General features: G+C 72.6%; 27 protein-coding genes and 1 tRNA gene. 15 read left to right on the top strand and 13 right to left on the bottom strand.

What is annotated here, in order from left to right; all coding sequences use genetic code 11:
- Positions 1–7: 7 nt before the first annotated feature.
- On the bottom strand, positions 8–370 hold the full coding sequence (locus tag AMK29_RS06995; protein WP_073809107.1) for a DUF1304 domain-containing protein: 363 nt from the start codon (positions 368–370) through the stop codon (positions 8–10).
- A 150-nt stretch (positions 371–520) separates the two neighbouring features.
- Between AMK29_RS06995 and AMK29_RS06990 the strand changes: the two genes are divergently transcribed.
- A tRNA-Ala gene (locus AMK29_RS06990) sits at positions 521–595 on the top strand.
- A gap of 31 nt (positions 596–626) precedes the next feature.
- On the opposite strand, the gene AMK29_RS06985 is transcribed toward AMK29_RS06990, so the two are convergent.
- Positions 627–1,475: a transglutaminase-like domain-containing protein gene (locus AMK29_RS06985; RefSeq protein WP_073809104.1), complete on the bottom strand. Its 849-nt coding sequence runs from the start codon at positions 1,473–1,475 to the stop codon at positions 627–629.
- Positions 1,460–2,503 (bottom strand): GNAT family N-acetyltransferase, encoded by a 1,044-nt coding sequence (locus AMK29_RS06980; protein WP_073809102.1) that lies wholly within the window; start codon positions 2,501–2,503, stop codon positions 1,460–1,462. The genes AMK29_RS06985 and AMK29_RS06980 overlap by 16 nt, the downstream gene beginning before the upstream one ends.
- Before the next feature lie 112 nt (positions 2,504–2,615).
- Here AMK29_RS06980 and fdxA point away from each other — a divergent pair, with 112 nt between their 5' ends.
- Both fdxA and AMK29_RS06970 read left to right on the top strand, forming a co-directional pair.
- A complete protein-coding gene (gene fdxA, locus AMK29_RS06975; protein WP_015035968.1) occupies positions 2,616–2,936 on the top strand; it encodes a ferredoxin in 321 nt (106 codons plus the stop codon).
- Positions 2,937–3,035: 99 nt separating this feature from the next.
- On the top strand, positions 3,036–4,130 hold the full coding sequence (locus AMK29_RS06970; protein ID WP_073809099.1) for a bifunctional succinyldiaminopimelate transaminase/glutamate-prephenate aminotransferase: 1,095 nt from the start codon (positions 3,036–3,038) through the stop codon (positions 4,128–4,130).
- Positions 4,131–4,213: 83 nt separating this feature from the next.
- Here the strand turns inward: AMK29_RS06970 and AMK29_RS06965 are convergent, their stop codons facing one another.
- Both AMK29_RS06965 and AMK29_RS06960 read right to left on the bottom strand, forming a co-directional pair.
- Positions 4,214–4,648, bottom strand: a complete 435-nt coding sequence (locus AMK29_RS06965; RefSeq protein ID WP_073809097.1) for an ATP-binding protein — start codon at positions 4,646–4,648, stop codon at positions 4,214–4,216.
- A 411-nt stretch (positions 4,649–5,059) separates the two neighbouring features.
- On the bottom strand, positions 5,060–5,986 hold the full coding sequence (locus tag AMK29_RS06960) for a hypothetical protein (protein ID WP_073809094.1): 927 nt from the start codon (positions 5,984–5,986) through the stop codon (positions 5,060–5,062).
- Between the two features lie 37 nt (positions 5,987–6,023).
- Between AMK29_RS06960 and dapE the strand changes: the two genes are divergently transcribed.
- Both dapE and AMK29_RS06950 read left to right on the top strand, forming a co-directional pair.
- The gene (dapE, locus tag AMK29_RS06955) at positions 6,024–7,118 is read left to right on the top strand and encodes a succinyl-diaminopimelate desuccinylase (RefSeq protein ID WP_073809091.1); all 1,095 of its coding nucleotides are present in this window, start codon (positions 6,024–6,026) and stop codon (positions 7,116–7,118) included.
- Between the two features lie 104 nt (positions 7,119–7,222).
- On the top strand, positions 7,223–7,972 hold the full coding sequence (locus tag AMK29_RS06950; protein ID WP_073809088.1) for a TIGR00730 family Rossman fold protein: 750 nt from the start codon (positions 7,223–7,225) through the stop codon (positions 7,970–7,972).
- A 41-nt stretch (positions 7,973–8,013) separates the two neighbouring features.
- Here AMK29_RS06950 and folP read toward each other — a convergent pair whose 3' ends face one another.
- The gene (gene folP, locus AMK29_RS06945; RefSeq protein WP_073809085.1) at positions 8,014–8,874 is read right to left on the bottom strand and encodes a dihydropteroate synthase; all 861 of its coding nucleotides are present in this window, start codon (positions 8,872–8,874) and stop codon (positions 8,014–8,016) included.
- Positions 8,875–8,977: 103 nt separating this feature from the next.
- Here folP and AMK29_RS06940 point away from each other — a divergent pair, with 103 nt between their 5' ends.
- A complete protein-coding gene (locus AMK29_RS06940) occupies positions 8,978–9,304 on the top strand; it encodes a DivIVA domain-containing protein (RefSeq protein ID WP_073809083.1) in 327 nt (108 codons plus the stop codon).
- Positions 9,301–9,888, top strand: coding sequence for a DNA-3-methyladenine glycosylase I (locus AMK29_RS06935; RefSeq protein WP_073809081.1), 588 nt, complete (start codon positions 9,301–9,303; stop codon positions 9,886–9,888). Before AMK29_RS06940 ends, AMK29_RS06935 begins: the two co-directional genes overlap by 4 nt.
- 31 nt (positions 9,889–9,919) lie before the next feature.
- Here AMK29_RS06935 and AMK29_RS06930 read toward each other — a convergent pair whose 3' ends face one another.
- Positions 9,920–10,723, bottom strand: a complete 804-nt coding sequence (locus AMK29_RS06930; protein ID WP_073809078.1) for an enoyl-CoA hydratase/isomerase family protein — start codon at positions 10,721–10,723, stop codon at positions 9,920–9,922.
- A 312-nt stretch (positions 10,724–11,035) separates the two neighbouring features.
- Here AMK29_RS06930 and AMK29_RS06925 point away from each other — a divergent pair, with 312 nt between their 5' ends.
- Entirely contained in the window at positions 11,036–11,203 is a 168-nt protein-coding gene (locus AMK29_RS06925) for a DUF3117 domain-containing protein (protein WP_073809075.1), read from the top strand.
- Positions 11,204–11,296: 93 nt separating this feature from the next.
- Here AMK29_RS06925 and AMK29_RS06920 read toward each other — a convergent pair whose 3' ends face one another.
- Positions 11,297–11,962: an O-methyltransferase gene (locus AMK29_RS06920; protein ID WP_073809071.1), complete on the bottom strand. Its 666-nt coding sequence runs from the start codon at positions 11,960–11,962 to the stop codon at positions 11,297–11,299.
- A 141-nt stretch (positions 11,963–12,103) separates the two neighbouring features.
- Between AMK29_RS06920 and sigE the strand changes: the two genes are divergently transcribed.
- The 5 genes from sigE to AMK29_RS06895 all read left to right on the top strand — a co-directional run bounded on the left by sigE (position 12,104) and on the right by AMK29_RS06895 (position 16,888).
- Complete coding sequence (gene sigE / locus AMK29_RS06915) at positions 12,104–12,862, top strand: RNA polymerase sigma factor SigE (protein WP_073809068.1); 759 nt, start codon at positions 12,104–12,106, stop codon at positions 12,860–12,862.
- The gene (locus tag AMK29_RS06910; RefSeq protein WP_073810663.1) at positions 12,859–13,809 is read left to right on the top strand and encodes an anti-sigma factor family protein; all 951 of its coding nucleotides are present in this window, start codon (positions 12,859–12,861) and stop codon (positions 13,807–13,809) included. Before sigE ends, AMK29_RS06910 begins: the two co-directional genes overlap by 4 nt.
- Positions 13,810–13,884: 75 nt before the next feature.
- Positions 13,885–15,645, top strand: a complete 1,761-nt coding sequence (locus AMK29_RS06905; RefSeq protein ID WP_198942191.1) for a S1C family serine protease — start codon at positions 13,885–13,887, stop codon at positions 15,643–15,645.
- A 98-nt stretch (positions 15,646–15,743) separates the two neighbouring features.
- Positions 15,744–16,187 (top strand): sec-independent translocase, encoded by a 444-nt coding sequence (locus tag AMK29_RS06900; protein ID WP_073809064.1) that lies wholly within the window; start codon positions 15,744–15,746, stop codon positions 16,185–16,187.
- A 74-nt stretch (positions 16,188–16,261) separates the two neighbouring features.
- The gene (locus tag AMK29_RS06895) at positions 16,262–16,888 is read left to right on the top strand and encodes a hypothetical protein (protein WP_073809063.1); all 627 of its coding nucleotides are present in this window, start codon (positions 16,262–16,264) and stop codon (positions 16,886–16,888) included.
- A 63-nt stretch (positions 16,889–16,951) separates the two neighbouring features.
- On the opposite strand, the gene AMK29_RS06890 is transcribed toward AMK29_RS06895, so the two are convergent.
- Genes AMK29_RS06890 through AMK29_RS06880 form a run of 3 tightly spaced genes read right to left on the bottom strand, consistent with a single transcriptional unit; the run spans position 16,952 to position 19,972 of the window.
- A complete protein-coding gene (locus AMK29_RS06890) occupies positions 16,952–18,085 on the bottom strand; it encodes an Mrp/NBP35 family ATP-binding protein (protein WP_073809062.1) in 1,134 nt (377 codons plus the stop codon).
- A gap of 44 nt (positions 18,086–18,129) precedes the next feature.
- Positions 18,130–18,699, bottom strand: a complete 570-nt coding sequence (locus tag AMK29_RS06885) for a DUF1003 domain-containing protein (protein WP_073809061.1) — start codon at positions 18,697–18,699, stop codon at positions 18,130–18,132.
- Positions 18,689–19,972: a magnesium transporter MgtE N-terminal domain-containing protein gene (locus AMK29_RS06880; protein WP_073809060.1), complete on the bottom strand. Its 1,284-nt coding sequence runs from the start codon at positions 19,970–19,972 to the stop codon at positions 18,689–18,691. The genes AMK29_RS06885 and AMK29_RS06880 overlap by 11 nt, the downstream gene beginning before the upstream one ends.
- A gap of 282 nt (positions 19,973–20,254) precedes the next feature.
- Between AMK29_RS06880 and AMK29_RS06875 the strand changes: the two genes are divergently transcribed.
- Complete coding sequence (locus AMK29_RS06875; protein WP_073809059.1) at positions 20,255–21,013, top strand: hypothetical protein; 759 nt, start codon at positions 20,255–20,257, stop codon at positions 21,011–21,013.
- 9 nt (positions 21,014–21,022) lie between these two features.
- Here the strand turns inward: AMK29_RS06875 and AMK29_RS06870 are convergent, their stop codons facing one another.
- Positions 21,023–21,532, bottom strand: coding sequence for a hypothetical protein (locus AMK29_RS06870; RefSeq protein WP_073809058.1), 510 nt, complete (start codon positions 21,530–21,532; stop codon positions 21,023–21,025).
- A 23-nt stretch (positions 21,533–21,555) separates the two neighbouring features.
- Positions 21,556–22,683: a magnesium and cobalt transport protein CorA gene (locus AMK29_RS06865; RefSeq protein ID WP_073809055.1), complete on the bottom strand. Its 1,128-nt coding sequence runs from the start codon at positions 22,681–22,683 to the stop codon at positions 21,556–21,558.
- Between the two features lie 429 nt (positions 22,684–23,112).
- On the opposite strand from AMK29_RS06865, the gene AMK29_RS06860 reads away from it, so the two are divergent.
- A complete protein-coding gene (locus AMK29_RS06860) occupies positions 23,113–23,697 on the top strand; it encodes a suppressor of fused domain protein (RefSeq protein WP_073809052.1) in 585 nt (194 codons plus the stop codon).
- Positions 23,698–23,749 lie beyond the last annotated feature (52 nt).

Below are 23,749 nucleotides of genomic sequence, written 5' to 3'. Positions count from 1 at the left end.
TCGGGTCTCAGTGCGAGACGAGGACGGCCGAGAGGGCGAGCGCGCCGGGCAGGGCCTGGGCGAAGAGGATGCGGCGGTTGGCGGTGGCGGCGCCGTAGATCCCGGCGATGACGACGCAGGACAGGAAGAAGACGCGGACGCGGAAGCCGGTGGGGTCGTCGGCGACGAGGCCCCAGACCAGGCCGGCGGCGAGGAAGCCGTTGTAGAGGCCCTGGTTGGCGGCCATGACGGCGGTGTCTCGGGCCAGCCGGGCGTCGAAGCCGGAGAAACGACGACCGATCGGCTTCTGCCACAGGAACATCTCCATCACCATCGTGTAGAGGTGCAGCAGGGCGACGAGGGCGACGAGGATGTCGGCGGTCAGCGGCATGAGCGCATTCTGCCGCCGGACGGTACCGGAAGTGGCGCGACGCGTGGGCGCGGAGGGCGACTCCACCGCCGACGGCGGTCTGCGGGGCCCGGGGAGGGCGGAAAAGGGGTCGCCGCCCTCGGAGACGGTCACGTAGAGTCCCCCGCAAGGGCGGGGTCGTAGCACAGAGGTAATGCGCCGCGATGGCATCTCGGAGGACGCCGGTTCGAATCCGGTCGCCCCGCCCCCTCCCTCGTTCCGAGGCGCTCGGGCGCCGTCAGTTCAGCCGCGCCCGGGCCGCGAGCGCGCGGCGGCGGATCGTCGTCGCCGACTCCGGGTCCACCGCCTCCATCACCCGCGCGTACGACTCCATCTCGGCCGCTCCGGTGAGGAACTCACCGCGCTGGACCAGCAGCTCGGCGCGCTCGTAGCGGAGCCTGGCCGGGTGGGACGGGAGCAGCAGGGACAGCTCCACGGCCCACAGGGCGACGTCGGAGCGCTCGGGGCGGGGGGCCGCCCAGGCGCGGATGTTGTTGAGGACGCGCAGCACGATCGCGCCGGGCTCGGCGGGGCGGAGCATCGAGCGGTCGAGGGCCTCGCCCGTCGCGCTCGTCACCAGGAGTTCGGCGTCCGCGCCGGTCATGGCCCGCCCGCCCGCGAAGGGGTCGGCGAGGTTCAGGTCGGCGGGGTCCCCGAAGCCGACGACGAAGTGGCCGGGCAGCCCGAGGCCGTACACGGGGGCGCCGGCGCGGCGCGCGACCTCCATCCAGACGACGGAGAGCAGGATGGGCAGGCCCCGGCGGCGCCGGAGCACCTCGTGCAGGAGCGAGGACTCCAGGCGCTGGTAGTCGGCGGGGACGCCCTCGAAGCCCTCGCGGTGGCCGAGGAGCGCGGCGAGTTCGCCGGCCCAGTCGCCGGTGATCCGGGTCGCGTACGGGACGAGTCCGGCGAGGCGGTCGAGTTCGATCTCGGCCTCGTCGAGGTCGTGCCGGGTGACGGCGGGGTCGGCCACGGCCCCGATGAGCAGGCACAGGCGGGCGAGGTCGGGCCGTTCCGACCTCGCCTCCTCCGCGAACTCCCGCCGCCAGTCGACCGGTGGTTCCTCGTCCGTCACGCCTCCGCCCATCGGTAGTGGTGGTAGTGGTGGTGGGGCGCGAAGCCCATGCCGTCGTACAGCGCCCGCGCGCCGTCGTTGTCGGCCTCCACCTGGAGCCAGGCGGCCGACGCGCCCTCGTCGAGGGCCTGTCGGGCGAGCGCCGTCATGACGGACGTCGCCAGGCCGAGGCGCCGTCGCGCCGGGTCGACCTCGACGGCCATGAAGCCGGCCCAGCGTCCGTCGACGACGCACCGTCCGATCGCCGCGGGTACCTCTTCCGTGCCCGCGACGGTCGCGAACCACACACTCGGTCCCGAGGCGAGGACCTGCCGGACGTCCGGGCCCGGCGCGCCGACGCGCTGGTAGCGGCGCAGCCACGCCTCGTCGGCGGTGCGGGAGAGGCGTACGGCGGAGACGTCGGCGTCCAGGTCGCCGAGGGGGGCGAGCGCCGCGATCCGGACCTCGGCGGAGACCTCGCGCCGCCAGCCGTGCCGGTCGAGTTCGGCGCAGAGCAGCTCCTGGGTGCCTTCGGCGCCGGTGGCGGTCTGCACGTACGCGGGGAGCCCCCGCGCCGCGTACCACGCGCGCACGTGGGCCAGGGCGTCGGCGACCGGCACGCCCGGATCGCCGAGCGGGAGGGCGGAGTTGGCGCGCCGGGTGAAGCCCACCCGACGCCCGGCCCGCGCGCCTTCGGACGGCGTCTCGTGGAACGCGGCGCGCAGGGTCCACTCGCCGAGGGCCTCGCTCTCGACCGGCTGCCACGCGCGCGCGGTGGCCCGGGCCAGCTCGGGGAAGGTGGCCGAGGGGCCGCGACGGCGGGCGGGAGCGGCCGGGACGGTCTTGCCGGCGACCAGGGCGGATTCCGCGATCCGGACGCTCTCGCCGCTCTTTCGTGTGATCAGCAGCACAGCGTCATCCCATGATGTGAGAACTCCGACCGTGTCGGTGAATCTCGCACCCGGTGCCTCCCCGTCCGTCACGTACCGAACGGAGACACGTTTTCCCACGTCAGCGCTGGTGATGCGGACCTCAAGCCGTCCTCCGCCGATGAATTCCACAGGTTCTCCGCCCCTCCTGTTCGGATCGCCCCCAAGAACGGAGATACTAGGTGCGGGCATCGACGACGCCGCGCTCCCGCGCAGACCAGCCCTATCGAGGAGGAACGACAGCGTGACCTACGTCATCGCGCAGCCTTGTGTCGACGTCAAGGACAAGGCGTGCATCGAGGAGTGCCCCGTCGACTGCATCTACGAGGGCAAGCGGTCCTTGTACATCCACCCGGACGAATGCGTCGACTGCGGGGCCTGTGAGCCGGTCTGCCCGGTCGAGGCGATCTTCTACGAGGACGACACCCCGGAGGAGTGGAAGGACTACTACAAGGCGAACGTCGAGTTCTTCGACGAGCTCGGTTCGCCCGGTGGTGCCTCCAAGCTCGGCGAGATCGAGCGTGACCACCCCTTCATCGCCGCCCTGCCGCCGCAGAACGGCTGATCGACCGCATCCGGTCCCGTACGGCGTCGGCCGCCGTACGGGGCCGAGGCGTTTCCCGACGCCTCGCCCCGCGTACGTACGAGGAAGTGAGAGCCACCCGTGAGCGCAGTCTCTTCGCGCCTGCCCGTCTTCCCCTGGGACAAGCTGGAGCCGTACAAGAAGACGGCCCTGGCGCACCCGGACGGAATCGTGGACCTCTCGGTCGGCACGCCCGTCGACCCGGTTCCCGCGCTGATCCAGGAGGCCCTGGTGGCGGCGGCGGACTCGCCGGGCTATCCCACGGTGTGGGGGACGAAGGAGCTGCGGGACGCGCTCACCGGCTGGTGCGAGCGGCGTCTGGGCGCGGTGGGCTTCGCGCACGAGAACGTGCTGCCGGTGGTGGGTTCCAAGGAGCTGGTGGCCTGGCTGCCGACGCAGCTGGGGCTCGGCGCGGGTGACGTGGTGGCCTACCCGCGGCTCGCGTACCCGACGTACGAGGTCGGGGCGCGGCTCTGCGGCGCGACCCCCGTCGTCTACGACGACCCGACGAGCCTCGACCCGACCGGTCTGAAGCTGCTGTGGCTCAACTCCCCGTCGAACCCGACCGGCAAGGTCCTCGGCAAGGACGAGCTGACCCGGATCGTGGCCTGGGCGCGCGAGCACGGCGTCCTCGTCTTCTCCGACGAGTGCTACCTGGAACTGGGCTGGGAGGCCGACCCCGTCTCCGTGCTGCACCCGGACGTCTGCGGCGGTTCGTACGAGGGGATCGTCGCCGTCCACTCGCTGTCGAAGCGCTCCAACCTGGCCGGCTACCGGGCCGCCTTCGTCGCCGGTGACGCGGCGGTGCTCGGTGAGCTGCTCCAGATCCGCAAGCACGGCGGCATGATGACGGCGGCGCCGGTCCAGGCGGCGACGGTGGCGGCGCTCGGCGACGACGCGCACGTGGCCGAGCAGCGGGAGCGGTACGCGGCCCGGCGGGCGGCGCTGCGGGCGGCCCTGGAGGCGCACGGCTTCCGGATCGAGCACAGCGAGGCGAGCCTGTACCTGTGGGCGACCCGTGACGAGCCGTGCTGGGAGACCGTGGCCTATCTGGCGGAGAAGGGCGTCCTGGTGGCGCCCGGAGACTTCTACGGCGAGGCGGGGGAGCGGTTCGTGCGGGTGGCGTTCACGGCCACCGACGAGCGCGTCGAGGCGGCGGTCAAGCGGCTCGGCTGACCGCGCCGCCTCAGGCACGGGCGAGGGCCCGGGGAGCAGCTGCTCCCCGGGCCCTCCGTCGTGCGCGGTGCGGTGCGGGCGGGTCAGCCGACCGGCAGGCCGCCCAGGGCCTTGCCGGTGGGCAGGCTGCCGAGGGCGCCGCCGGTCGGGGCCTCGGTGCTCTCGGTCGCCTCGCCGACGACCTTGCCGGCGCTGTCGGCGGTGTCGCCGGCGACCTCCTGGGCGACCGGGGTGGCGGCCTTGCTCGCGGTGCCGACGGTCTTGCCGGCGGTGGGGACGGCCGAGCCGACGGCCTTGCTGCCGGTCTCGCCGACGACGCCGGTGGCGGTCTGCGAGGCGCCGTCGACGGCGGTGCTCGCACCGGCGGCGTCCAGGGCGGTGACGCTGCCGAGGGTGCCGGTCGGCGCGAGGCCGTGGTCGAGGGCGCTCGCGGAACCGGCCGCACCGACCACGGGTGCCGCTCCGGCCGCGATGAGGAGGGCGGCGCGGGCGATCCGACGGGTCAGGGGGAGGGACATGGTGCTCCTTCGACGAGGTGCGTGGGGTTCGTTCGGACGCAGTGACAACCGGCCCTGGGGCGGGAGAGGTTGCGGAGACCGAAGGTAAAGAATTGGTAATGCGTCGTATTGTCAGGTGGGGAGGAAAGCGGACGAAGACGTCATTGCGCGAGCGTCTGCCGAACCGTCACTTCCCTTGTCCCGCAAGGGGTCTGCCGTGCCCCGGGAGGGGGTGGGCACGTACGTCCGGAGCGCGGCGGAAACCCTCGGGACCCGGGCCGGGTCCGTGCCCCCACCGAGTGAACGACCGAACCTCTGCCCCACTCGGTTCGAGCGACTGAGGGGCTCTGCGCGTCGCGGTGGAACGCGCTCGTCCCCCAGCTGAGGGCGGCGGGCCGGCCCAGGTGACACGTCGGGTCGGCGTACCAGCGCCTACTGCGCGAGCCGGATGCGGACGGTCTTCGTGCCGGAGGCGCCGCCGGACGTCGCCCAGCCACCCGACGAGTCGCTCGCGCGCCAGACCCTGCCCCCGTACGAGACCTCGGTGACGCGCATCTCGTCCGCGCGCGCCACCGCCCACTGCGCCAGCTCCCAGCCGCGCCGCTCGTCCTCGCCGGCCACGCGCGCCGTTCCCGCCGCCGGCCGCACCGGCACCACGAGCACCGGCGGCTCCGCCGCCGACCGGCCCGCGCTCGGGCCGCCCGCGACCGCCTCCGGCGCCGCCCGCTCGCCGAAGGCCCGCACCAGCTCCGTACGCACGAACTCCGGATCGCCCGGCCGGCCCTCCGTCTCGTTCGCCGTACAGGTCAGCGCCGCGGGCGCCCGGCCCGTCAGCGCCGCCGCCAGCAGCGTGGCGTCCGGCTCGTGCTTCGCGTACGCCTGCGGGAAGCCGCTCTTCTGCACCTTCTGCGCCGCCACCGTCAGCGGCAGCCGCGAGTATCCCGGGACCTTCTCCAGGCCCGCGTAGAACTTCCCGGCCGAGTACACCGGGTCCATGATCTGCGCCGGCGTCCCCCATCCCATCGACGGCCGCTGCTGGAACAGACCCAGCGAGTCCCGGTCGCCGTGCCCGATGTTCCGCAGCGCCGACTCCTGGAGGGCCGTCGCGAGCGCGATGGTCACCGCCCGCTCCGGCAGCCCCCGGGTGGTGCCGACCGCCGAGATCGTCGCCGCGTTCGACGCCTGCTCCGGGGTGAACTCGTACCGGTTCTCGCCACTGCCCACACTGCACCGGGGCGTGCCTTTGCTTCCTGTCATCTGGTGCACGGCCACGTAGGAGGCGAGACCGATGAGCACGGCGAAGGCGGCCGCGGAGCGGGCGAGGCGGCCGCGACGGGCGGGGCGGGTGGACTCGGACACGCGCCCACCGTACTGGAGGCCGCGTTAGGGTCGGCACATGGCTGACATCACCCCGCTCGACACGCCCCTCGACCTGTCCCAGGACGGGGCCGCGCTCACCGCCGCCCTCGTCGACTTCCCGTCCGTCAGCGGGACCGAGAAGCCGCTCGCGGACGCCATCGAGCAGGCACTGCGCCGCCTGCCGCACCTCACCGTCGACCGGTACGGGAACAACGTCGTCGCCCGCACCCGCCTCGGCCGCGGCGAGCGCGTCGTCCTCGCCGGTCACATCGACACCGTGCCGATCGCCGACAACGTGCCCTCCCGGCTCGACGAGAACGGCGTCCTGTGGGGCTGCGGCACCTCCGACATGAAGTCCGGGGTCGCCGTCCAGCTGCGGATCGCCGCCACCGTCCCCGAGCCCAACCGCGACCTCACCTTCGTCTTCTACGACAACGAGGAGGTCGCCGCCGACCTCAACGGCCTCGGGAAGATCGCCGCCGCGCACCCCGACTGGCTGGAGGGCGACTTCGCCGTCCTCCTGGAGCCCTCCGACGCCCAGGTCGAGGGCGGCTGCCAGGGCACCCTGCGCGTCATCCTGCACACCGCCGGCGAGCGCGCCCACTCCGCGCGCTCCTGGATGGGCTCCAACGCCATCCACACCGCCGCTCCGATCCTCGCCCGCCTCGCCTCGTACGAGCCGCGCAAGCCGGTCATCGACGGCCTGGAGTACCACGAGGGCCTCAACGCCGTGGCGATCCAGGGCGGCGTCGCCACCAACGTCATCCCCGACGCCTGCACGGTCACCGTGAACTACCGGTACGCGCCCGACCGCTCGCCCGCCGAGGCCCTGGCCCACGTCCGCGAGGTCTTCGCGGACTGCGACATCGCCGACCTCGTCGTCGACGACGAGAGCCCCGGCGCCCTGCCCGGCCTCTCCCACCCGGCCGCCGAGGCGTTCATGAAGGCCGTCGGCGGCAGCGCCCAGCCCAAGTTCGGCTGGACCGACGTCTCCCGCTTCAGCGCCCTCGGCGTGCCCGCCGTCAACTACGGGCCGGGCGACCCGATCTACGCCCACAAGCGGGACGAGCACGTTCCCGTCGACCGGATCCACCACTGCGAGGCACGGCTCCGCGACTGGCTGACTGCCTGACTTCCGTAATTTCGCGTTTCGTCACCTCTGTGGTCCTACGCTGACCGGACCAGAAGATCAGTCGGCGGTCGAAAGGGGCCGCCGATCGGCGGAGGGAGCAGGCCATGGGCATTCCCGAGGGAATGGCGAAGCCCGAGGAACAGCGACTCGGTCCGGTGCTCAGGCGGCGGGACCAGATCCAGCCGGGCACCACGGACCAGCGGCTGCTCGACACCGAGGGCGACTCGGAGTGGGTGCACACCGACCCCTGGCGGGTCATGCGCATCCAGTCCGAGTTCGTCGAGGGCTTCGGCGCGCTCGCCGAACTGCCGAGCGCCATCAGCGTCTTCGGCTCGGCCCGCACGAAGCCGGACTCGCCCGAGTACGAGGCGGGCGTACGGATCGGCAGGGCGCTCGTCGAGGCCGGTTTCGCGGTCATCACCGGCGGCGGCCCCGGCGCCATGGAGGCGGCCAACAAGGGGGCCAGGGAGGCCAAGGGCGTCTCGGTCGGCCTCGGCATCGAGCTGCCCTTCGAGCAGGGGCTCAACCCGCACGTCGACATCGGCGTGAACTTCCGCTACTTCTTCGTCCGCAAGACGATGTTCGTGAAGTACGCGCAGGGGTTCGTCGTCCTGCCCGGTGGCCTGGGCACCCTCGACGAGCTCTTCGAGGCGCTGACCCTGGTCCAGACCCGCAAGGTCACCCGCTTCCCGATCGTCCTCTTCGGCACGGAGTACTGGAAGGGCCTCGTCGACTGGCTCCGTGACTCGGTCGTCGCGGGCGGCAAGGCCTCGGAGCGCGACCTGCTGCTCTTCCACGTCACGGACGACGTGGAGGAGGCGGTCACGCTGGTGACGAAGGAGACCGGCAAGTAGGTCCCCGGGGGCGCCGTCCAGCGGCGCCCCCTCACGTCGCCCTACGCCAGCCCGCGCCGGGCCACCGCCGGCGGCCGGTGCCCGGCGATGGACGCCACCATGTCCAGGACCTGCTTCGTCTCGGCCACCTCGTGCACCCGGTACACCCGGGCGCCCAGCCACGCGGAGACGGCGGTCGTCGCCAGGGTCCCCAGGACCCGCTCCTTCACCGGCCGGTCCAGGGTCTCCCCGACGAAGTCCTTGTTCGACAGGGACACCAGCACCGGCCACCCCGTCTCCGCCATCTCCCCGAGCCGCCGGGTCGCCTCCAGGCTGTGCCGGGTGTTCTTCCCGAAGTCGTGCCCCGGGTCGATCATGATCGCGTCCCGCCGCACTCCGAGCGCCGCCGCCCGCTCCGCGAGGCCCACCGTCACCCGCAGGATGTCGGCCATCACGTCCTCGTACGCGACCCGGTGCGGCCGGGTCCGCGGCTCGGCGCCCCCCGCGTGCGTGCACACGAGCCCCGCACCGTACTTGGCCGCCACCACCGCGAGCCCGGGGTCGACCCCGCCCCAGGCGTCGTTCAGGACGTCCGCCCCGGCCTCGCAGACCGCCGCGCCGACGTCCGCCCGCCAGGTGTCCACGCTGATGACCACGTCGGGATGGCGCCTGCGGACCTCCGCGACGAAACCGACCGTGCGCCGCGCCTCCTCCTCGGCCGTCACCTCCTCGCCGGGGCCCGCCTTCACCCCGCCGATGTCGATGATCGCCGCCCCCTCGGCCACGGCCTGCTCGACCCGGGCGAGCGCCGGCTCGTCCCGGAAGGTCGCGCCCTGGTCGTAGAAGGAGTCCGGGGTCCGGTTCACGATCGCCATGATCACCGGCTCGTGCGGCCCGAATTCACGCCGTCCCAAGCGCAGCATCCCTTTTGTCCTCCCTCGTGTCCGTTCGCCTGCGACCCTAGCTGTCGGTGGCGCATGGCACGATCGGCACGGGACGGTTTCCACTCCGGGGAGAGGCACGCAGGTGTTCTGGTTTCTGCTCATCACGATGGTCGTGGTCGTGGCCGCGGTGACCCTCGCCGTGGTCGGCGGCGGCGACAGCGAGGTGCTGCCCGAGGTGGCGCCCGAGCAGCTCGTCGACCCCCTCCCGGCCTCCCGCCCGGTCGACCGCGCCGACGTCGAGGCGGTCCGCCTCCCCGTCGCGGTCCGCGGCTACCGGATGGCGGACGTCGACGACGTCCTCGTCCGCCTCGGCGCCGAACTGGCCGAGCGGGACGCCCGGATCGCCGAGCTGGAGGACGCGCTCGCGGGAGCGGCCGCCGCCGGTCACGACGAGGACGAGCGGGCGTGACGGCCGGCGGGGCGATCCCGGGGCCGGACGGGCGGCTGCGCTGCCCCTGGGGTCTGTCGACCGAGGACTACGTGGCGTACCACGACGAGGAGTGGGGCCGCCCGGTCCACGGCGACGACGCGCTCTTCGAGCGGCTCTGCCTGGAGGCCTTCCAGTCGGGCCTGTCCTGGATCACGATCCTGCGTCGCCGCGAGGGCTTCCGGCGGGCGTTCGCCGGCTTCGACATCGCCTCGGTCGCCGCCTTCGGCGAGCAGGACCGGGAGCGGCTCCTCGTCGACGAGGGCATCATCCGCAACCGCGCCAAGATCGACGCGACCCTGGCCAACGCCCGGCTGCTCGCCGGCTGGTCCCCGGGCGAACTCGACACGCTGATCTGGTCGTACGCCCCTGATCCGGCGGGCCGCCCGGCCCCGCGTACGGTCTCCGAGGTCCCGGCCGTCACGGACGAGTCCACGGCACTCTCGAAGGCGCTCAAGAAGCGCGGCCTCCGCTTCATCGGCCCCACCACGGCCTACGCCCTGATGCAGGCGTGCGGCCTCGTCGACGACCACGTGACGGGGTGCGTGGCCCGGGGCGGCCGGTAGGACGTGTCCCGGCCGCCCGCCCCGCGACCGCTCAGCGGCCGAGGTACCTCGGCTTCTCCTTGGCGATGAAGGCGCGGACCGCGATCGTGTGGTCCTCCGACGAGCCCGCCAGGGCCTGGAGTTCCTCCTCCTTCTCCAGGGCCTCGGCCAGCGAGTGGTCGGCGCCGTAGGCGAGGGACTCCTTCAGGGCCGCGTACGCCACCGTCGGGCCCTCCGCCAGCGCGCGGGCGACCTTATCGGCCTCGGCGGCCAGGTCGGCGGCCGGGACCAGCCGGTTCACGATGCCGAGCTCGTACGCCTCCTGGGCGCCGATCGAGCGCGGGAAGAGCAGCAGGTCGGCCGCCCGGCTCGCGCCGATCAGCCGGGGCAGGGTCCAGGACACGCCCGAGTCGGCGGTGAGCGCCACGCCCGCGAAGGAGGTGTTGAAGGAGGCCGTGTCGGCGACCACCCGGTAGTCCGCCGCGAGCGCGAAACCGAAGCCGGCCCCCGCCGCGACGCCGTTGACGCCCGCCACCACCGGCTTGCGCATCCCCGCGAGCGCCTTGGTGATCGGGTTGTAGTGGTCGCGGACCGTGTTCATGGTCGCGCGCGTGCCGTTCTCCTGGTCCGCCATGAGCAGACCCACGTGCTCCTTCAGGTCCTGGCCCACACAGAACGCCCGGTCCCCGGCCGCGGTGAGCAGCACGGCCCGTACGGCGGGGTCGGCCGCGGCCGTCTCCGCCGCGTCCCGGAGGGCGACCTTCGCCGCCACGTTCATGGCGTTCATGGCCTCGGGCCGGTTGAGCGTGATGGTGGCGAGTCCGTCGCTCACCTCGTACAGGACCGTGTCGGCCATCGGGTTCCCTTCGCCTCTTCGCGTGGTTGACCAGCCCAGCATGGCGGAGATCACCCCCACCGCACATGTGAGCTGCATCAAAGAAAAGAAGGCGCCGCCGGGACGCCGAGCGGCGAAGTATCGCAGGCCGATCGCCGAAATGTGGGGTTTTGAGAGAGCGCGTTGCGCAAGCGATGCCATTCGATGTTGGTCATCGGGTCCTGCCATGCGGGATAATGACCTGGAAGCAATGTGTTCGAAGCCGGTGACGCGTGCTCCACACCATGGAGCTGCCCGGCTGACAAAGAGCTGGTTTCAGGAAGGGGAACAAGCATGGCGGCCATGAAGCCGCGGACGGGTGACGGCCCGCTCGAGGTGACCAAGGAGGGGCGGGGCATCGTCATGCGCGTTCCGCTCGAAGGCGGCGGTCGGCTTGTCGTCGAGCTGACCCCGGACGAGGCCCAGGCACTGGGCGACGCTCTGAAGCAGGTCGTCGGCTGACCCTCTCTCCACGATTCCCCACCGCTGCCCCGGTACGGCCCGCCCGTACCGGGGCAGCGGTGTGTCGGGGGCAGCACGGCGGGGGCGGGCCGGTCAGCCCCGGCGTACCGCGCAGAGCAGGCCGTCGCCCACCGGCAGCAGGGACGGGACGAGCTCCTGGCTCTCCCGCACGGCGCGCAGCAGCTCACGGATCCGCTGGACCTCCGCCGGCTGGGCCCCCGAGTCGACCGTGCGGCCGTCCGCGAAGACTCCCTCGAAGCAGACGAGACCGCCCGGTCGCAGCAGGCGCAACGATTCAGCGAGGTAGTCGAGGTACTCGAGCCGGTCGCCGTCGCAGAACACGAGGTCGTATCCGCCGTCCGCGAGGCGCGGCAGGACGTCCAGGGCGCGGCCGGGGATGAACCGGGCCCGGTTGCCCGCGAAGCCGGCCGCACGGAACGCCGTCTTGGCGTGCTGCTGGCGCTCCGGCTGGAGGTCCACGGTCGTGAGGACCCCGTCGGGCCGCATCCCGAGCAGCAGATAGATGCCCGACACGCCCGTGCCGGTGCCGATCTCCGCCACCGCCTTGGCGTCCGCCGTCGCGGCGAGCAGGCGCAGCGCACCGCCGGTGCCCGGCGACACCGAGGGCAGCCCTGCCTCCCGGGCCCGCTCCCGGGCCCAGCGCAGAGCATCGTCCTCGGCGACAAAGGCGTCGGCGAACGACCAGCTCGTCTGCCGGTTGGCGGTAATGGCCCTCTCCTGTCCCCGTAGTTGACGCAACGGTGACTGTATCCGCTGTCAGCGGGAACCCGCAGATGGGACCGTGCGTTCACCAGGGGTAGGACGCGGAGGGGACAGCCGGGCGACCGGGTCCCAAATTCGCGTAAAGATTCTTATCCGGAGCTAACGGGCGAGGTGGCTATGGTAGGGGCTCCACTGGACACCACCAGAGCCGACAGGGGAGGTGCGGCTGCGCCTGGGGATCGGGGAGGAGTGCTTCGGCGTCTTCTCAGGTCGGCGGGTGAGCCGAAATCCGTGACCGACACCGCTGACCGCTTCCGCACCACCGACTCCGCTCCCACCACCGCGACCTTCGCATCGGATGCGGAATCGCAGGCGTGGACTCCGCCCACCTGGGAGGAGATCGTCAGCACGCACAGTGGCCGGGTCTACCGCCTCGCCTACCGCCTCACGGGCAACCAGCACGATGCCGAGGACCTCACCCAGGAGGTCTTCGTCCGCGTCTTCCGCTCGCTGTCGACGTACACGCCGGGCACCTTCGAGGGCTGGCTCCACCGCATCACCACCAACCTCTTCCTCGACATGGTCCGCCGCAAGCAGCGCATCCGCTTCGACGCGCTCGCCGACGACGCCGCCGAGCGACTGCCCAGCCGCGAGCCCTCGCCGCAGCAGGTCTTCAACGACACGCACTTCGACGCCGACGTGCAGCAGGCCCTGGACACCCTCGCGCCCGAGTTCCGCGCCGCCGTCGTCCTCTGCGACATCGAAGGACTGTCGTACGAGGAGATCGCCGCGACCCTCGGGGTGAAGCTCGGCACCGTCCGCAGCCGGATCCACCGCGGGCGCTCCCACCTGCGCAAGGCCCTCAAGCACCGCTCGCCCGAGGCACGGGCGGAGCGTGCCCTGGCCTCCGTCGGATGGGAGGCCGGGACAGCGTGAGCGGCACACGACCCACGTCGCCGACCCCGGCGGAACACCACCTCGGGGACCGGCTGGCCGCGCTCGTCGACGGCGAGCTCGGCCACGACTCCCGCGAGCGGGTCCTCGCGCACCTCGCGACCTGCGCCCGCTGCAAGGCCGAGGCCGACGCGCAGCGCACCCTCAAGAGCGTCTTCGCCTCCGCCGCGCCCCCGCCGCCCTCGGAGGGTTTCCTCGCCCGCCTCCAGGGCCTCCCCGGAGGTCCCGGCGACCCGGGAGCCCCCGGCGGCCCGAGAGGCCCCCTCGAACAGCTCCTCGGCACGGGCGGACTGAAGTCCGACGGCTTCGCCACCGCGGCGGTCGTCACCCCACACCCCCCGCGGACCGGCTTCCGCATCCACGAGGTCGGCGACCGGGCCTCGGGGACGTCCGGGCGCGGACGGCGCTTCGCCTGGGCCGCGGCCAGCGCGGTCTCCTTCGCGGCGATCGCCCTCGGCGGCACCCTGCCCCTCGAATCCTCGGTGAACGCGAGCGGGCGCGGCGGCCCGGCCTCGGGCAGCGCGGTCACCCCGCTGCGCGCGTCCACCTCGGGCCCCGGCGGCGGGACGACCGCCGCCCGCGGCACCCGCTCCGGCGAGCGGTCCGGTGCCCAGTCCGTCGACGCGGGACAGGCGGCTCCGCTGTCTCCCGGCGTTCCGGCGGCGTTGCCGCACGGGCCGGTGGCCCCGCGCGGGCCGATCGCGGCGGTGAACCAGGGCACGGTCCCGGCGGGCGCGGTGCCCCCGGACGCCGTGCGCTCCGCCGCGGCGCCGCTGTCGGCGGTGCGGCTCCAGAGGCCGGCCCCGCAGTCCCTGCTGCCGCTCTCGCCGTTCATACGCCCCACCGGCCCGGCCCTCCAGCTGGCCTTCGCCCCCGGACCCGGCACGGTGTCGAGCCCGACGACCGCACCGCTCGGCTCCCACCGCTGACCCGCGACCTGGTTGAATCCAGGGACGGGCGCCCGACCCAGGGGCGCGGACGGGTCAGCGGGTTGCGGGGAGAGCATGGACAACGGGAAGCCGAACTGGTGGAGCCGGCCTTCGAGCACACCGGAGGCGGCGCGGATACCCTCGCCGCCTCCGACCGGCGACGTCACCGACCGCCCCGGCGCCGGTGGCGCCGACGACGGTGACTTTCCGCTGCCCGCGCCGCAGCCGCCGACCACCACGGCCGGGGCGGAGGCCGAGGGAGCCGGTGTGACCGACCTGACGGAAGCGACCGGCGTGTCGGGTGCGGCCGAGGTGGCCGACGCCGGGCCCGCCGCGGAGTCCGAGGCCGCGCCCGCCGTCCTCCTCACCAAGAGCGAGCCTCCCGCCCCCGCAATCGCCACGCCCGCCACCGCGCCCGCCGCCTCCGCCGAGCCGGCCCCGGCCGCGCAGCCCGTCTCGGAGCCCCTGCACGCGCCCGACGAGTACCGGACGCCGCCGTACGGGGAGCCGGGACCCTGGGCGCCCGCACCGCCCGTACAGCACCCGTCCGCCCCCGTACCGCCGCAGCAGGCCCACGTGCCCCCCGTACCGCCCCAGGCTCACTCCCACCCGCAGCCCCCGCTGCACCAGCAGCCCCACAGTGGGGCCCCCGGCGCGCCGTGGGTGCAGTACGACCCCTGGGGGACCGGCGGGGCCGGGCTGCCGCCCGCGCCCGCGAAGAAGTCCCGCAAGGGGCTCGCGATCGTGGGAGCCCTCGTCTTCGCCCTCGTCACCGGTGTCATCGGCGGCGGGATCGGCGCGTACGTCGAGCGGAACGGCGGGCTCACCACCGTCGAACTGCCGCAGGCGGACGCCGAGGACACCGACCGCGCCCCCGAGAGCGTGGCCGGGATCGCGGCCAGCGCCCTGCCCGGCGTGGTCACCCTCCACGTCAAGGGCGGCGGGTCGTCCGGCACCGGCACCGGCTTCGTCCTCGACACCAAGGGCCACATCCTCACCAACAACCACGTCGTCGACTCGGCCAGGTCCTCCGAGGACATCTCGGTGACCTTCTCCAGCGGCGAGACCGCCCGCGCCAAGCTCGTCGGCAAGGACACCGGCTACGACCTGGCCGTCGTCCAGGTCACGGGCGTCTCCGGCCTCAAGCCGCTGCCGCTGGGCAACTCCGACAACGTCCGCGTCGGCGACCCCGTCGTCGCCATCGGCGCCCCCTTCGACCTCTCCAACACGGTCACCTCCGGGATCATCAGCGCCAAGGAGCGCCCGATCACCGCGGGCGGGGAGAAGGGCGACGGCAGCGACATCAGCTACGTCGACGCGCTCCAGACCGACGCCCCCATCAACCCGGGCAACTCCGGCGGCCCGCTCCTCGACTCCAAGGCCCGGGTCATCGGCATCAACAGCGCGATCCGCGCCGCCGGCGGCGGCTCCGGCGAGGGCGACAGCGCCTCCCAGCCCGGCTCCATCGGACTCGGCTTCGCCATACCGATCAACCAGGGCAAGCGCGTCGCCGAGGAGCTCATCAACACCGGCAAGGCCACCCACCCCGTCATCGGTGTGAGCCTCGACATGCAGTTCAACGGCGACGGCGCCCGCGTCGGCGAGAAGGGCAAGGACAGCTCCGCCTCCGTCACCCCCGGTGGTCCGGCGAGCAAGGCCGGGCTCCTGCCCGGCGACGTCATCACCAAGGTCGACGGCCAGCGCGTGCACAACGGCGAGGAGCTGATCGTGAAGATCCGCGCCCACCGCCCCGGCGACCGGCTGGAGCTCACCCTGACGCGCGACGGCAAAGAGCTGACAAAGACGCTGACGCTCGGTTCCTCGCAGGGCGCCTGAGTGCCATGCGGTGGACACCGGGAGGTACCCGGCGGGCGGTTTCGCCGGGTACCGTGGACCGGGCCCCGGGCCCTTGACCGGCATGAAGGAGCTACTACGTGTTCAGCGACATAGGCGCACTCGAGCTGGTGGCGCTCGTGGTCCTCGCCGTGCTCGTCTTCGGGCCGGACAAGCTCCCGAAGGTCATCCAGGACGTCTCGCGCTTCGTACGGAAGGTCCGTGACTTCTCCGACAGCGCGAAGGAGGACATCCGCAGCGAGCTGGGACCGGACTTCAAGGACTTCGAGTTCGAGGACCTCAACCCGAAGACGTTCCTGCGCAAGCAGATGGAGCAGAACGACGACCTTCGCGAGCTGAAGGAGCTGCGCGGCAGCTTCGACCTCAAGAAGGAGATGAACGACGTCGCGGACGCCGTCCACGGCCGGAGCGCCGCCGCCACAGCCGCGCCCGCCGCGGTCAACGGCTCCGCGCCCGACCTGCTGAAGAAGCAGGACAAGCCGGACACCGGCGAGCGTCCGCCGTACGACTCCGACGCGACCTGACGACGGGCTGTCACCGTCCCGACGCGTCTTGGTGGCTATCCTCCCTCTGTTGACGGAACGAGGAGGCGGCCGAGATGGAGACCACCAGTCGGGTGGAGGGCGTGCCCACGGCCCGGCGCACCGCCGAGGGCTATCTGCGCGCGGCGTTCGCCTGGTACGGCCTCGACGAGGCGTTCACCGGGCCCCGCTGGCTGATGCAGGTCGGTACGGCGGCGGACGGGAGCGTGCAGCACGGGTCGACCGGGCACGGCGACACGCCGACCATAAAGTCGGACGCGAGCGCCGCGGAGAAGGAGCGGTTCGCGGTCGTCGTGACGGTCGCGGCGAGCCCGGTGCGGCGGACCGGTGACGGGACGGGCGTCCTCGACGCCACCACCGTCTCCTCGGCCGCCTGGCTGGCCGGCTCGGGGCTGCTCGTCCACACCTGGCCCGCCTCGCTCGACCACGCCACGCGGGACAACTGGCTGGACCAGCAGACCGAGACGGCGTTCGAGCTGGCGGACGACCTCGACGGGCCGGCCTGGTCGACGCTGTCGCTGCCGGTGGACGGGGTGCCGATGCCGTTCCACTACCGCGAGTCGGAGTTCGGCTGGATCCTCGCCGGTTCCGCCGCGGGGGTCCACATCGGGGCGTACGGGCGAGGGATGAGCGCGTACGGACTCGGGTTCTCGCAGATCAAGGACCTCGACGCGTACGCGTAGGCACGAAGACGCGCAGGCGCAGGCACGAAGGGCGCCCCGTCGGGGGCGCCCTTCCTCATGTCCTCAGAACTTGTTGCGCGGTGTGATGCCGAGGCTCATGCCGGAGAGGCCGCGCTGGCGGCCGCCGAGCTTGCCGGCGATCGCGCGGAGCGCCGCGCCCGCCGGGGAGTCGGGGTCGGAGAGGACGACCGGCTTGCCGTCGTCGCCGCCCTCGCGGAGCCGTACGTCGATCGGGATCGAGCCGAGCACCGGGACCGCCGCGCCCGTGGTCTGCGTCAGGCCGTCCGCGACCTTCTGGCCGCCGCCCGTGCCGAACACGTCGACCATCTCGTCGCAGTGCGGGCACGGCAGGCCCGCCATGTTCTCGACGACGCCGACGATCTTCTGGTGCGTCTGGACGGCGATCGAGCCGGCCCGCTCCGCGACCTCGGCCGCCGCCTGCTGCGGGGTGGTGACGACCAGGATCTCCGCGTTCGGCACGAGCTGCGCGACCGAGATCGCGATGTCGCCGGTGCCCGGGGGCAGGTCGAGCAGGAGGACGTCCAGGTCGCCCCAGTACACGTCCGCGAGGAACTGCTGGAGCGCGCGGTGCAGCATCGGGCCGCGCCACACGACCGGGGCGTTGCCCGGGGTGAACATGCCGATGGAGATGACCTTCACGCCGTGCGCCGACGGCGGCATGATCATGTTCTCGACCTGGGTCGGACGCCCGTCCGCTCCCAGCATCCGCGGCACGCTGTGACCGTAGATGTCGGCGTCGACGACGCCGACCTTCAGCCCGTCGGCGGCCATCGCCGCGGCCAGGTTCACGGTGACGGACGACTTGCCGACACCGCCCTTGCCCGAGGCCACCGCGTAGACCCGGGTCAGCGAACCGGGCTTCGCGAACGGCACCTCGCGCTCGGCACTCGTGCCGCGCAGCGCCGCCGCGAGCTCCTTGCGCTGCTCGTCGCTCATCACGTCCAGCGAGACGTCGACGCCGGTGACGCCCTCGACCCGGGAGACGGCCTCGGTCACGCGCTGCGTGATGGTGTCGCGCATCGGGCAGCCGGAGACGGTCAGGTAGACCGTGACGGCGACCCTGCCGTCCGGTTCGATCTCCACCGACTTGACCATGCCGAGCTCAGTGATCGGTTTGTTGATCTCGGGGTCGTTCACCGTCGCCAGTGCTTCGAGCACCGCGTCTTCCATAGCCATACCGACGATGGTACGGCGCCGACCACCGGCCCATGAAAGGTCTGTCAACGGTCGGGTACGTCACTTCCCCGGGAGTCGCCCGACGGGAATAGATCCCGGCGCTCCTCCAGCTCCTTGATCAGGTCCTGGAGCTCCGACCGGATCCAGTCGCGCGTGGCCACCTCGCCCAGGCCCATCCGCAGCGCCGCGATCTCCCGGGTCAGGTACTCGGTGTCGGCGATCGACCGCTCGTTCTGCTTCCGGTCCTGTTCGAGGTTGACCCGGTCCCGGTCGTCCTGCCGGTTCTGCGCGAGCAGGATCAGCGGCGCCGCGTACGAGGCCTGGAGGGACAGCGCGAGCGTCAGGAAGATGAACGGGTACTCGTCGAACTTCAGCGACGCCGGCGCGAAGATGTTCCACGCGACCCAGAGGATGATCGTCAGGGTCATCCAGACGAGGAAGCGTCCCGTGCCCAGGAACCGGGCGATCCGCTCCGAGAGCCGCCCGAAGGCCTCGGGGTCGTACTCCGGCAGCAGCCTGGCCCGGCGCTCGCGCGGCAGGTCGAGCCGGATGCGGGGACCCGGCCGGTCCCGGTCCCGCTCGCGCTCCCGGTCCTGCGTGCGTTCAGCCGCCATGCCCGGCCCCCTCCTCGTGGAACTCGGTCTCCCGCCAGTCCTCCGGCAGCAGGTGGTCGAGGACGTCGTCGACGGTGACCGCCCCGAGCAGCGAACCGCCCTCGTCCACCACGGGCGCCGCGACCATGTTGTACGCGGCGAGATAGCTGGTGACGGCGGGCAGCGGGGTGTCCGGGCCGAGCGGCGGCAGATCGCTGTCCACGAGCGAACTGACCAGCGTGAACGGCGGATCGCGCAGCAGCCGCTGGAAGTGCACCGTGCCCAGGTACTTGCCCGTCGGCGTCTCGTCCGGCGGCCGGCACACGTACACCTGCGCGGCGAGCGCCGGGGACAGGTCCTGCTGCCGGACCCGGGCGAGCGCGTCCGCGACCGTGGCGTCCGGCCGCAGCACGATCGGCTCGGTCGTCATCAGACCGCCGGCCGTGCGCTCCTCGTAGGCCAGGAGGCGGCGCACGTCGGCCGCGTCGTCGGGCCGCATCAGCGTCAGCAGCCGCTCCTGGTCCTCCTCGGGCAGCTCGGACAGCAGGTCGGCCGCGTCGTCGGGGTCCATCGCCTCCAGGACGTCGGCCGCGCGCTCCTCCTTCAGCTTGCCGAGGATCTCGATCTGGTCGTCCTCCGGCAGCTCTTCGAGGACGTCGGCGAGCCGGTCGTCGTCGAGCGCCGCCGCCACCTCGGCGCGCCGCTTGGGGGAGAGGTGGTGCAGCGCGTTGGCGAGGTCGGCGGGGCGGAGCTTCTCGAAGGTGGCGACCAGGTTCTCGGCGCCCTGCCCGTGCTCCTCCAGGGAGAAGCCGGTGACGCCGGACCACTCGACGGTCAGCGTCTCGCCCTTGCGGCGCAGCGCCCCGCCCTTGCCGCGCCGGACGAAGACCTTGTCGATCTCCCAGTCGCGGCGCGCGGGCAGCTGCTGGATGGCGACGTCGAGGACGGTGACCTCCTCGCCCTCCTCCCCGCCGGGGCCCACGAGCCGGACCCGCCGGTCGAGCAGCTCGCCGAGGACGAGCCGCTCGGTGGGGCGCTGTTCGAAGCGGCGCATGTTGACGACGCCGGTGGTGATGACCTGGCCGGACTGGACGCCCGTGATCCGGGTCATGGGGACGAACACCCGGCGGCGGCTGAGGACCTCCACCACCATCCCGAGCAGCCGTGGCGGCCTGCGCCCGACCCGCAGCATGGCGACGAGGTCGCTGACCCGGCCGACCTGGTCGCCGACGGGGTCGAAGACGGGTACCCCCGCGAGGTGGGAGACGAAGATCCGGGGGGCGCCTGCCGCCATACCACGCGCCTCCTCGGTGCCGCACGATTCGAGTTCGAGCCAGAGTCCTGCAGGGTTCAGGCTAGCCCGAGCGGTTCCGCCCCGCCCCGGCAGTGCCTCCGTACGGCTGCCGCCGGGCGCTTCCCCCGGTCCGGGTACGCTGCGATCTGCCGTTCCCCCCGTCGGCACCGGCACCGGACCCGGTCGTTCCGCCGGTCCTGGAACACGGTAGTCTCCCCGGCCCGGCAGTCCCCACGGGCCACGGCCCGCCGCCCCCCCCCCACGATTCGAGAGGCAGCGCAGATGACCGTCCGCACCCCGTCATCGCGTATCCGCAGGGCTGTCACGCCCCTGGCGCTCTGCGCCGGACTGACGGTGGGACTCACGGCCTGCGCCGCCGACCCGGACGAGGGGACCAACGGGGTCGGGAAGCTCTCCGCGCCCGAGATCGAGGGCAAGGCGCGCACGGCGGCGGACACGGCGAAGGCGGTGCGACTCGCCGGGACCCTGGTCAGCAAGGGCGACACGTTCAAGCTGAACATGCGCCTCAAGCAGGACGGCGCCAGCGGTTCGGTGACGACGAAGAACAGCACCTTCGAGCTGCTCCGGGTCGGCGACGCGCTCTACCTGAAGGCCGACGCGGGATTCTGGGCGCACGACGACGCCCAGGGCGGCGAGCCGACGGAGGCTGACGCCGAGGCCGCCGACAAGCTCGACGACATGTACGTGAAGGTGCCGCAGGGCGACCCCTCGTACAAGCAGCTGCGCGGCTTCACGGACATGGGTCTGCTCCTGGACGGGCTCATCGGCCTGCACGGCGAGAAGGTCAAGGGCGACCGGGACCAGATCGGCGGGGTCCGCACGGTCAAGGTCAAGGGCGGCGAGGGCGGTGAGGGCGGCACCCTCGACGTGGCCCTGGAGGGCTCCCCGTATCCGCTGCAGTTCGCCCGGGGCGGCGGAGGGGGCGTCGTGGTGCTCTCCGAGTGGAACAAGGACTTCCCGCTCGCCGCGCCGTCGAAGGAGGAGACCCTCGACTACGGCAAGCAGCTGCCCCGGACCTGAGACCGGCGGTCAGCGCCGCTTGCGGCGCTTGAGCAGCAGCTTCGGGAGGTGGGCCGGCACCGTGTCGCGGGTCGTGGCCCCCGAGGGCAGCGGTACGGCGGCCAGGGAGCCGTCCGGCAGCTCCGTGGTCGCCTCGCGCGGGTCGAGCCGCAGGACCCGGCACTCGCGCCCCCAGCGGCCCGTCATGGCCTCGCCGTCGGGCGCGTTGAGCCGCTTGCCCTTGAGCTCGGCGACCGCCGCGTCCCACTCCTCGGTGCCGTGCGCCAGCTCGCGCACGGCGGCCGTCCAGGCGACCAGCCGGCCGCCCTTGTCCTTGCTGCGGACCGTCACCTCGGCCGTACCGCCGTCGAGCAGGCCGGGCAGCGGCTGCTCGCCGGGGCCGTCGCCGACGACGAACGCGGCGCCGTCGTGCCAGACGTGCCAGAGCGCGCGGGCGGGGCCGGTGCCCCGCACCCAGACGAGGCCGGACTTCTTGGTGGCCTCCTCGACGAGGGCGCCGGTGAGCAGCGTGTCGGTCATGGCCGAAGCCTATCGGCAGCCGTTCACAGCCAGCCGTTGCGCTTGAGGGTGCGGTGGATGGTGAAGCAGACCGCGATGATGCCGGTGAGCACCATCGGGTAGCCGTACTTCCAGTGCAGCTCGGGCATGTGGTCGAAGTTCATGCCGTAGACGCCGCAGACCGCCGTGGGGACGGCGACGATCGCCGCCCACGAGGTGATCTTGCGCATGTCCTCGTTCTGGGCGACGGTCGCCTGGGCCAGGTTGGCCTGGAGGATCGAGTTGAGGAGTTCGTCGAAGCCGACGACCTGCTCCTGGACGCGGGCGAGGTGGTCGGCGACGTCCCGGAAGTACTTCTGGATGTCGGGGTCGACGAGCCGCATGGGCCGCTCGCTGAGCAGCTGCATCGGGCGGAGCAGCGGGGTGACGGCCCGCTTGAACTCCAGTACCTCGCGCTTGAGCTGGTAGATCCGGCCGGTGTCCGTACCGCGCGTGGCGCCCTTCGCGGCCGGCGAGAAGACGTCGATCTCCAGCTGGTCGATGTCGAGTTCGACGGCGTCGGCGACCGCGATGTAGCCGTCGACGACATGGTCGGCGATGGCGTGCAGCACGGCCGAGGGGCCCTTGGCGAGCAGTTCGGGTTCGCCCTGGAGGCGGTGCCGGAGGTTGCGCAGGGAGCCCTGGCCGCCGTGCCGGACGGTGATGACGAAGTCGGGGCCGGTGAAGCACATGACCTCGCCGGTCTCCACGACCTCGCTGGTCGCGGTGAGTTCGGTGTGCTCCACGTAGTGGATGGTCTTGAAGACGGTGAAGAGGGTGTCGTCGTACCGCTCCAGCTTGGGCCGCTGGTGGGCGTGGACGGCGTCCTCGACGGCGAGCGGGTGCAACCCGAACTCGGCGGCGATACCGGCGAATTCGGCCTCGGTCGGCTCGTGCAGGCCGATCCAGGTGAAGCCGCCGCTCTCCCGCACCTGGCGCATCGCGCCCCGCGGGGTGAGGCACTCGCTGTCCTCGATGCGCCGCCCGTCGCGGTAGACGGCGCAGTCGACCACGGCGGTGGAGGCCGTGTGGTCGCGGGTGGGGTCGTACGAGGTGTACGTGGTGGGGGTCTTGCGCAGGGGGTGCCGCAGGCTCGGGCGGACGGCCGCGCGCAGGTCACGGATCATCGACATGGGCATGCTCCTTCACGGAGAGCCGTCGGCGAGCGTGGCACAGCCCGGAATGGGGACGTGGAGTGACGTCGTCCACAAAGCGGGCGGCACCGAGGGATCGCGGTGACGGCGTTCGCTACAGACAGGCAAAGGCGAGATGCTCTTCCGTCGTGCGAGATGCCGGGGAGCGGAGTCCGTACGGTTCGGTACGGGCCGGAATCACCGGAGAGTCGTACGCACCGGGCTCGGGTGCGGGGCGGAAGAGCGGCTGGTACTGCCCGACCGACTTCGGTCCATCGCAGCCCCACCTCCTCCGGCCGGTCCCTCGTGAGGGATGACGTGTGACGAGTAGTCGGGAGTTCGGGACTCCCGACCAGCGGCCAAGACTATCAGCCGACTGAGGGTCAATCCCTTATTTTGCCCGTTCCATACGCGCTTTATGCTCAACCCATGGGAGAAGTTCTTGCTCTGGTCGAGGCGCGGTTGCGGACGGCGCTCGGAGAACCGGACGCGCGGGCCGCGGTGACGTTCCTCGGCACGGACCGGATCGAGGTGCTCCGCTTCGTCGACGGCGATCTCGTGCGGTACGCGACCCTCGGGATGTCCGCCCAGCCGATGGCCGACCCGACGGCCGCGCTCGCCGACCCGGTGAAGGGACCGCGGGCGGAACTCGTCCTGACCGTACGGGGCGGCCTCGCCGACACCGACAAGGTGCTGCGCCCGCTCGCCGTCCTCGCCGCCACCCCGCAGGTCGAAGGCGTGATCGTGGCCCCGGGCGCCTCGCTCGACGTCGGCGAGCCGCTCTGGCCGGCCGCCCCCTTCAGCTCGGTCCTGGTCGCCGAGTCGGGCGGGCTCGTCGAGGACCTGGAGCTCGACGCCCCGATGGACCCGGTGCGTTTCCTGCCGCTGCTCCCGATGACCTCGAACGAGGCCGCGTGGAAGCGCGTGCACGGAGCGCAGGCCCTGGAGGAGCGCTGGCTGGCGCGGGGCACTGACCTGCGCGATCCCCTGCGCCGGTCCGTGCAACTGGACTGAGGGTCCCCGGGGTCGACCCGGGGTGAACGGCACGGGCCGGACGGGTGATCGT

The organism is Streptomyces sp. CB02261, assembly GCF_001905665.1.
Lineage (GTDB): Bacteria > Actinomycetota > Actinomycetes > Streptomycetales > Streptomycetaceae > Streptomyces.
The sequence above is the reverse complement of the archived record's forward strand: the minus strand, read 5'-3'. Positions and strand labels throughout refer to the sequence as shown.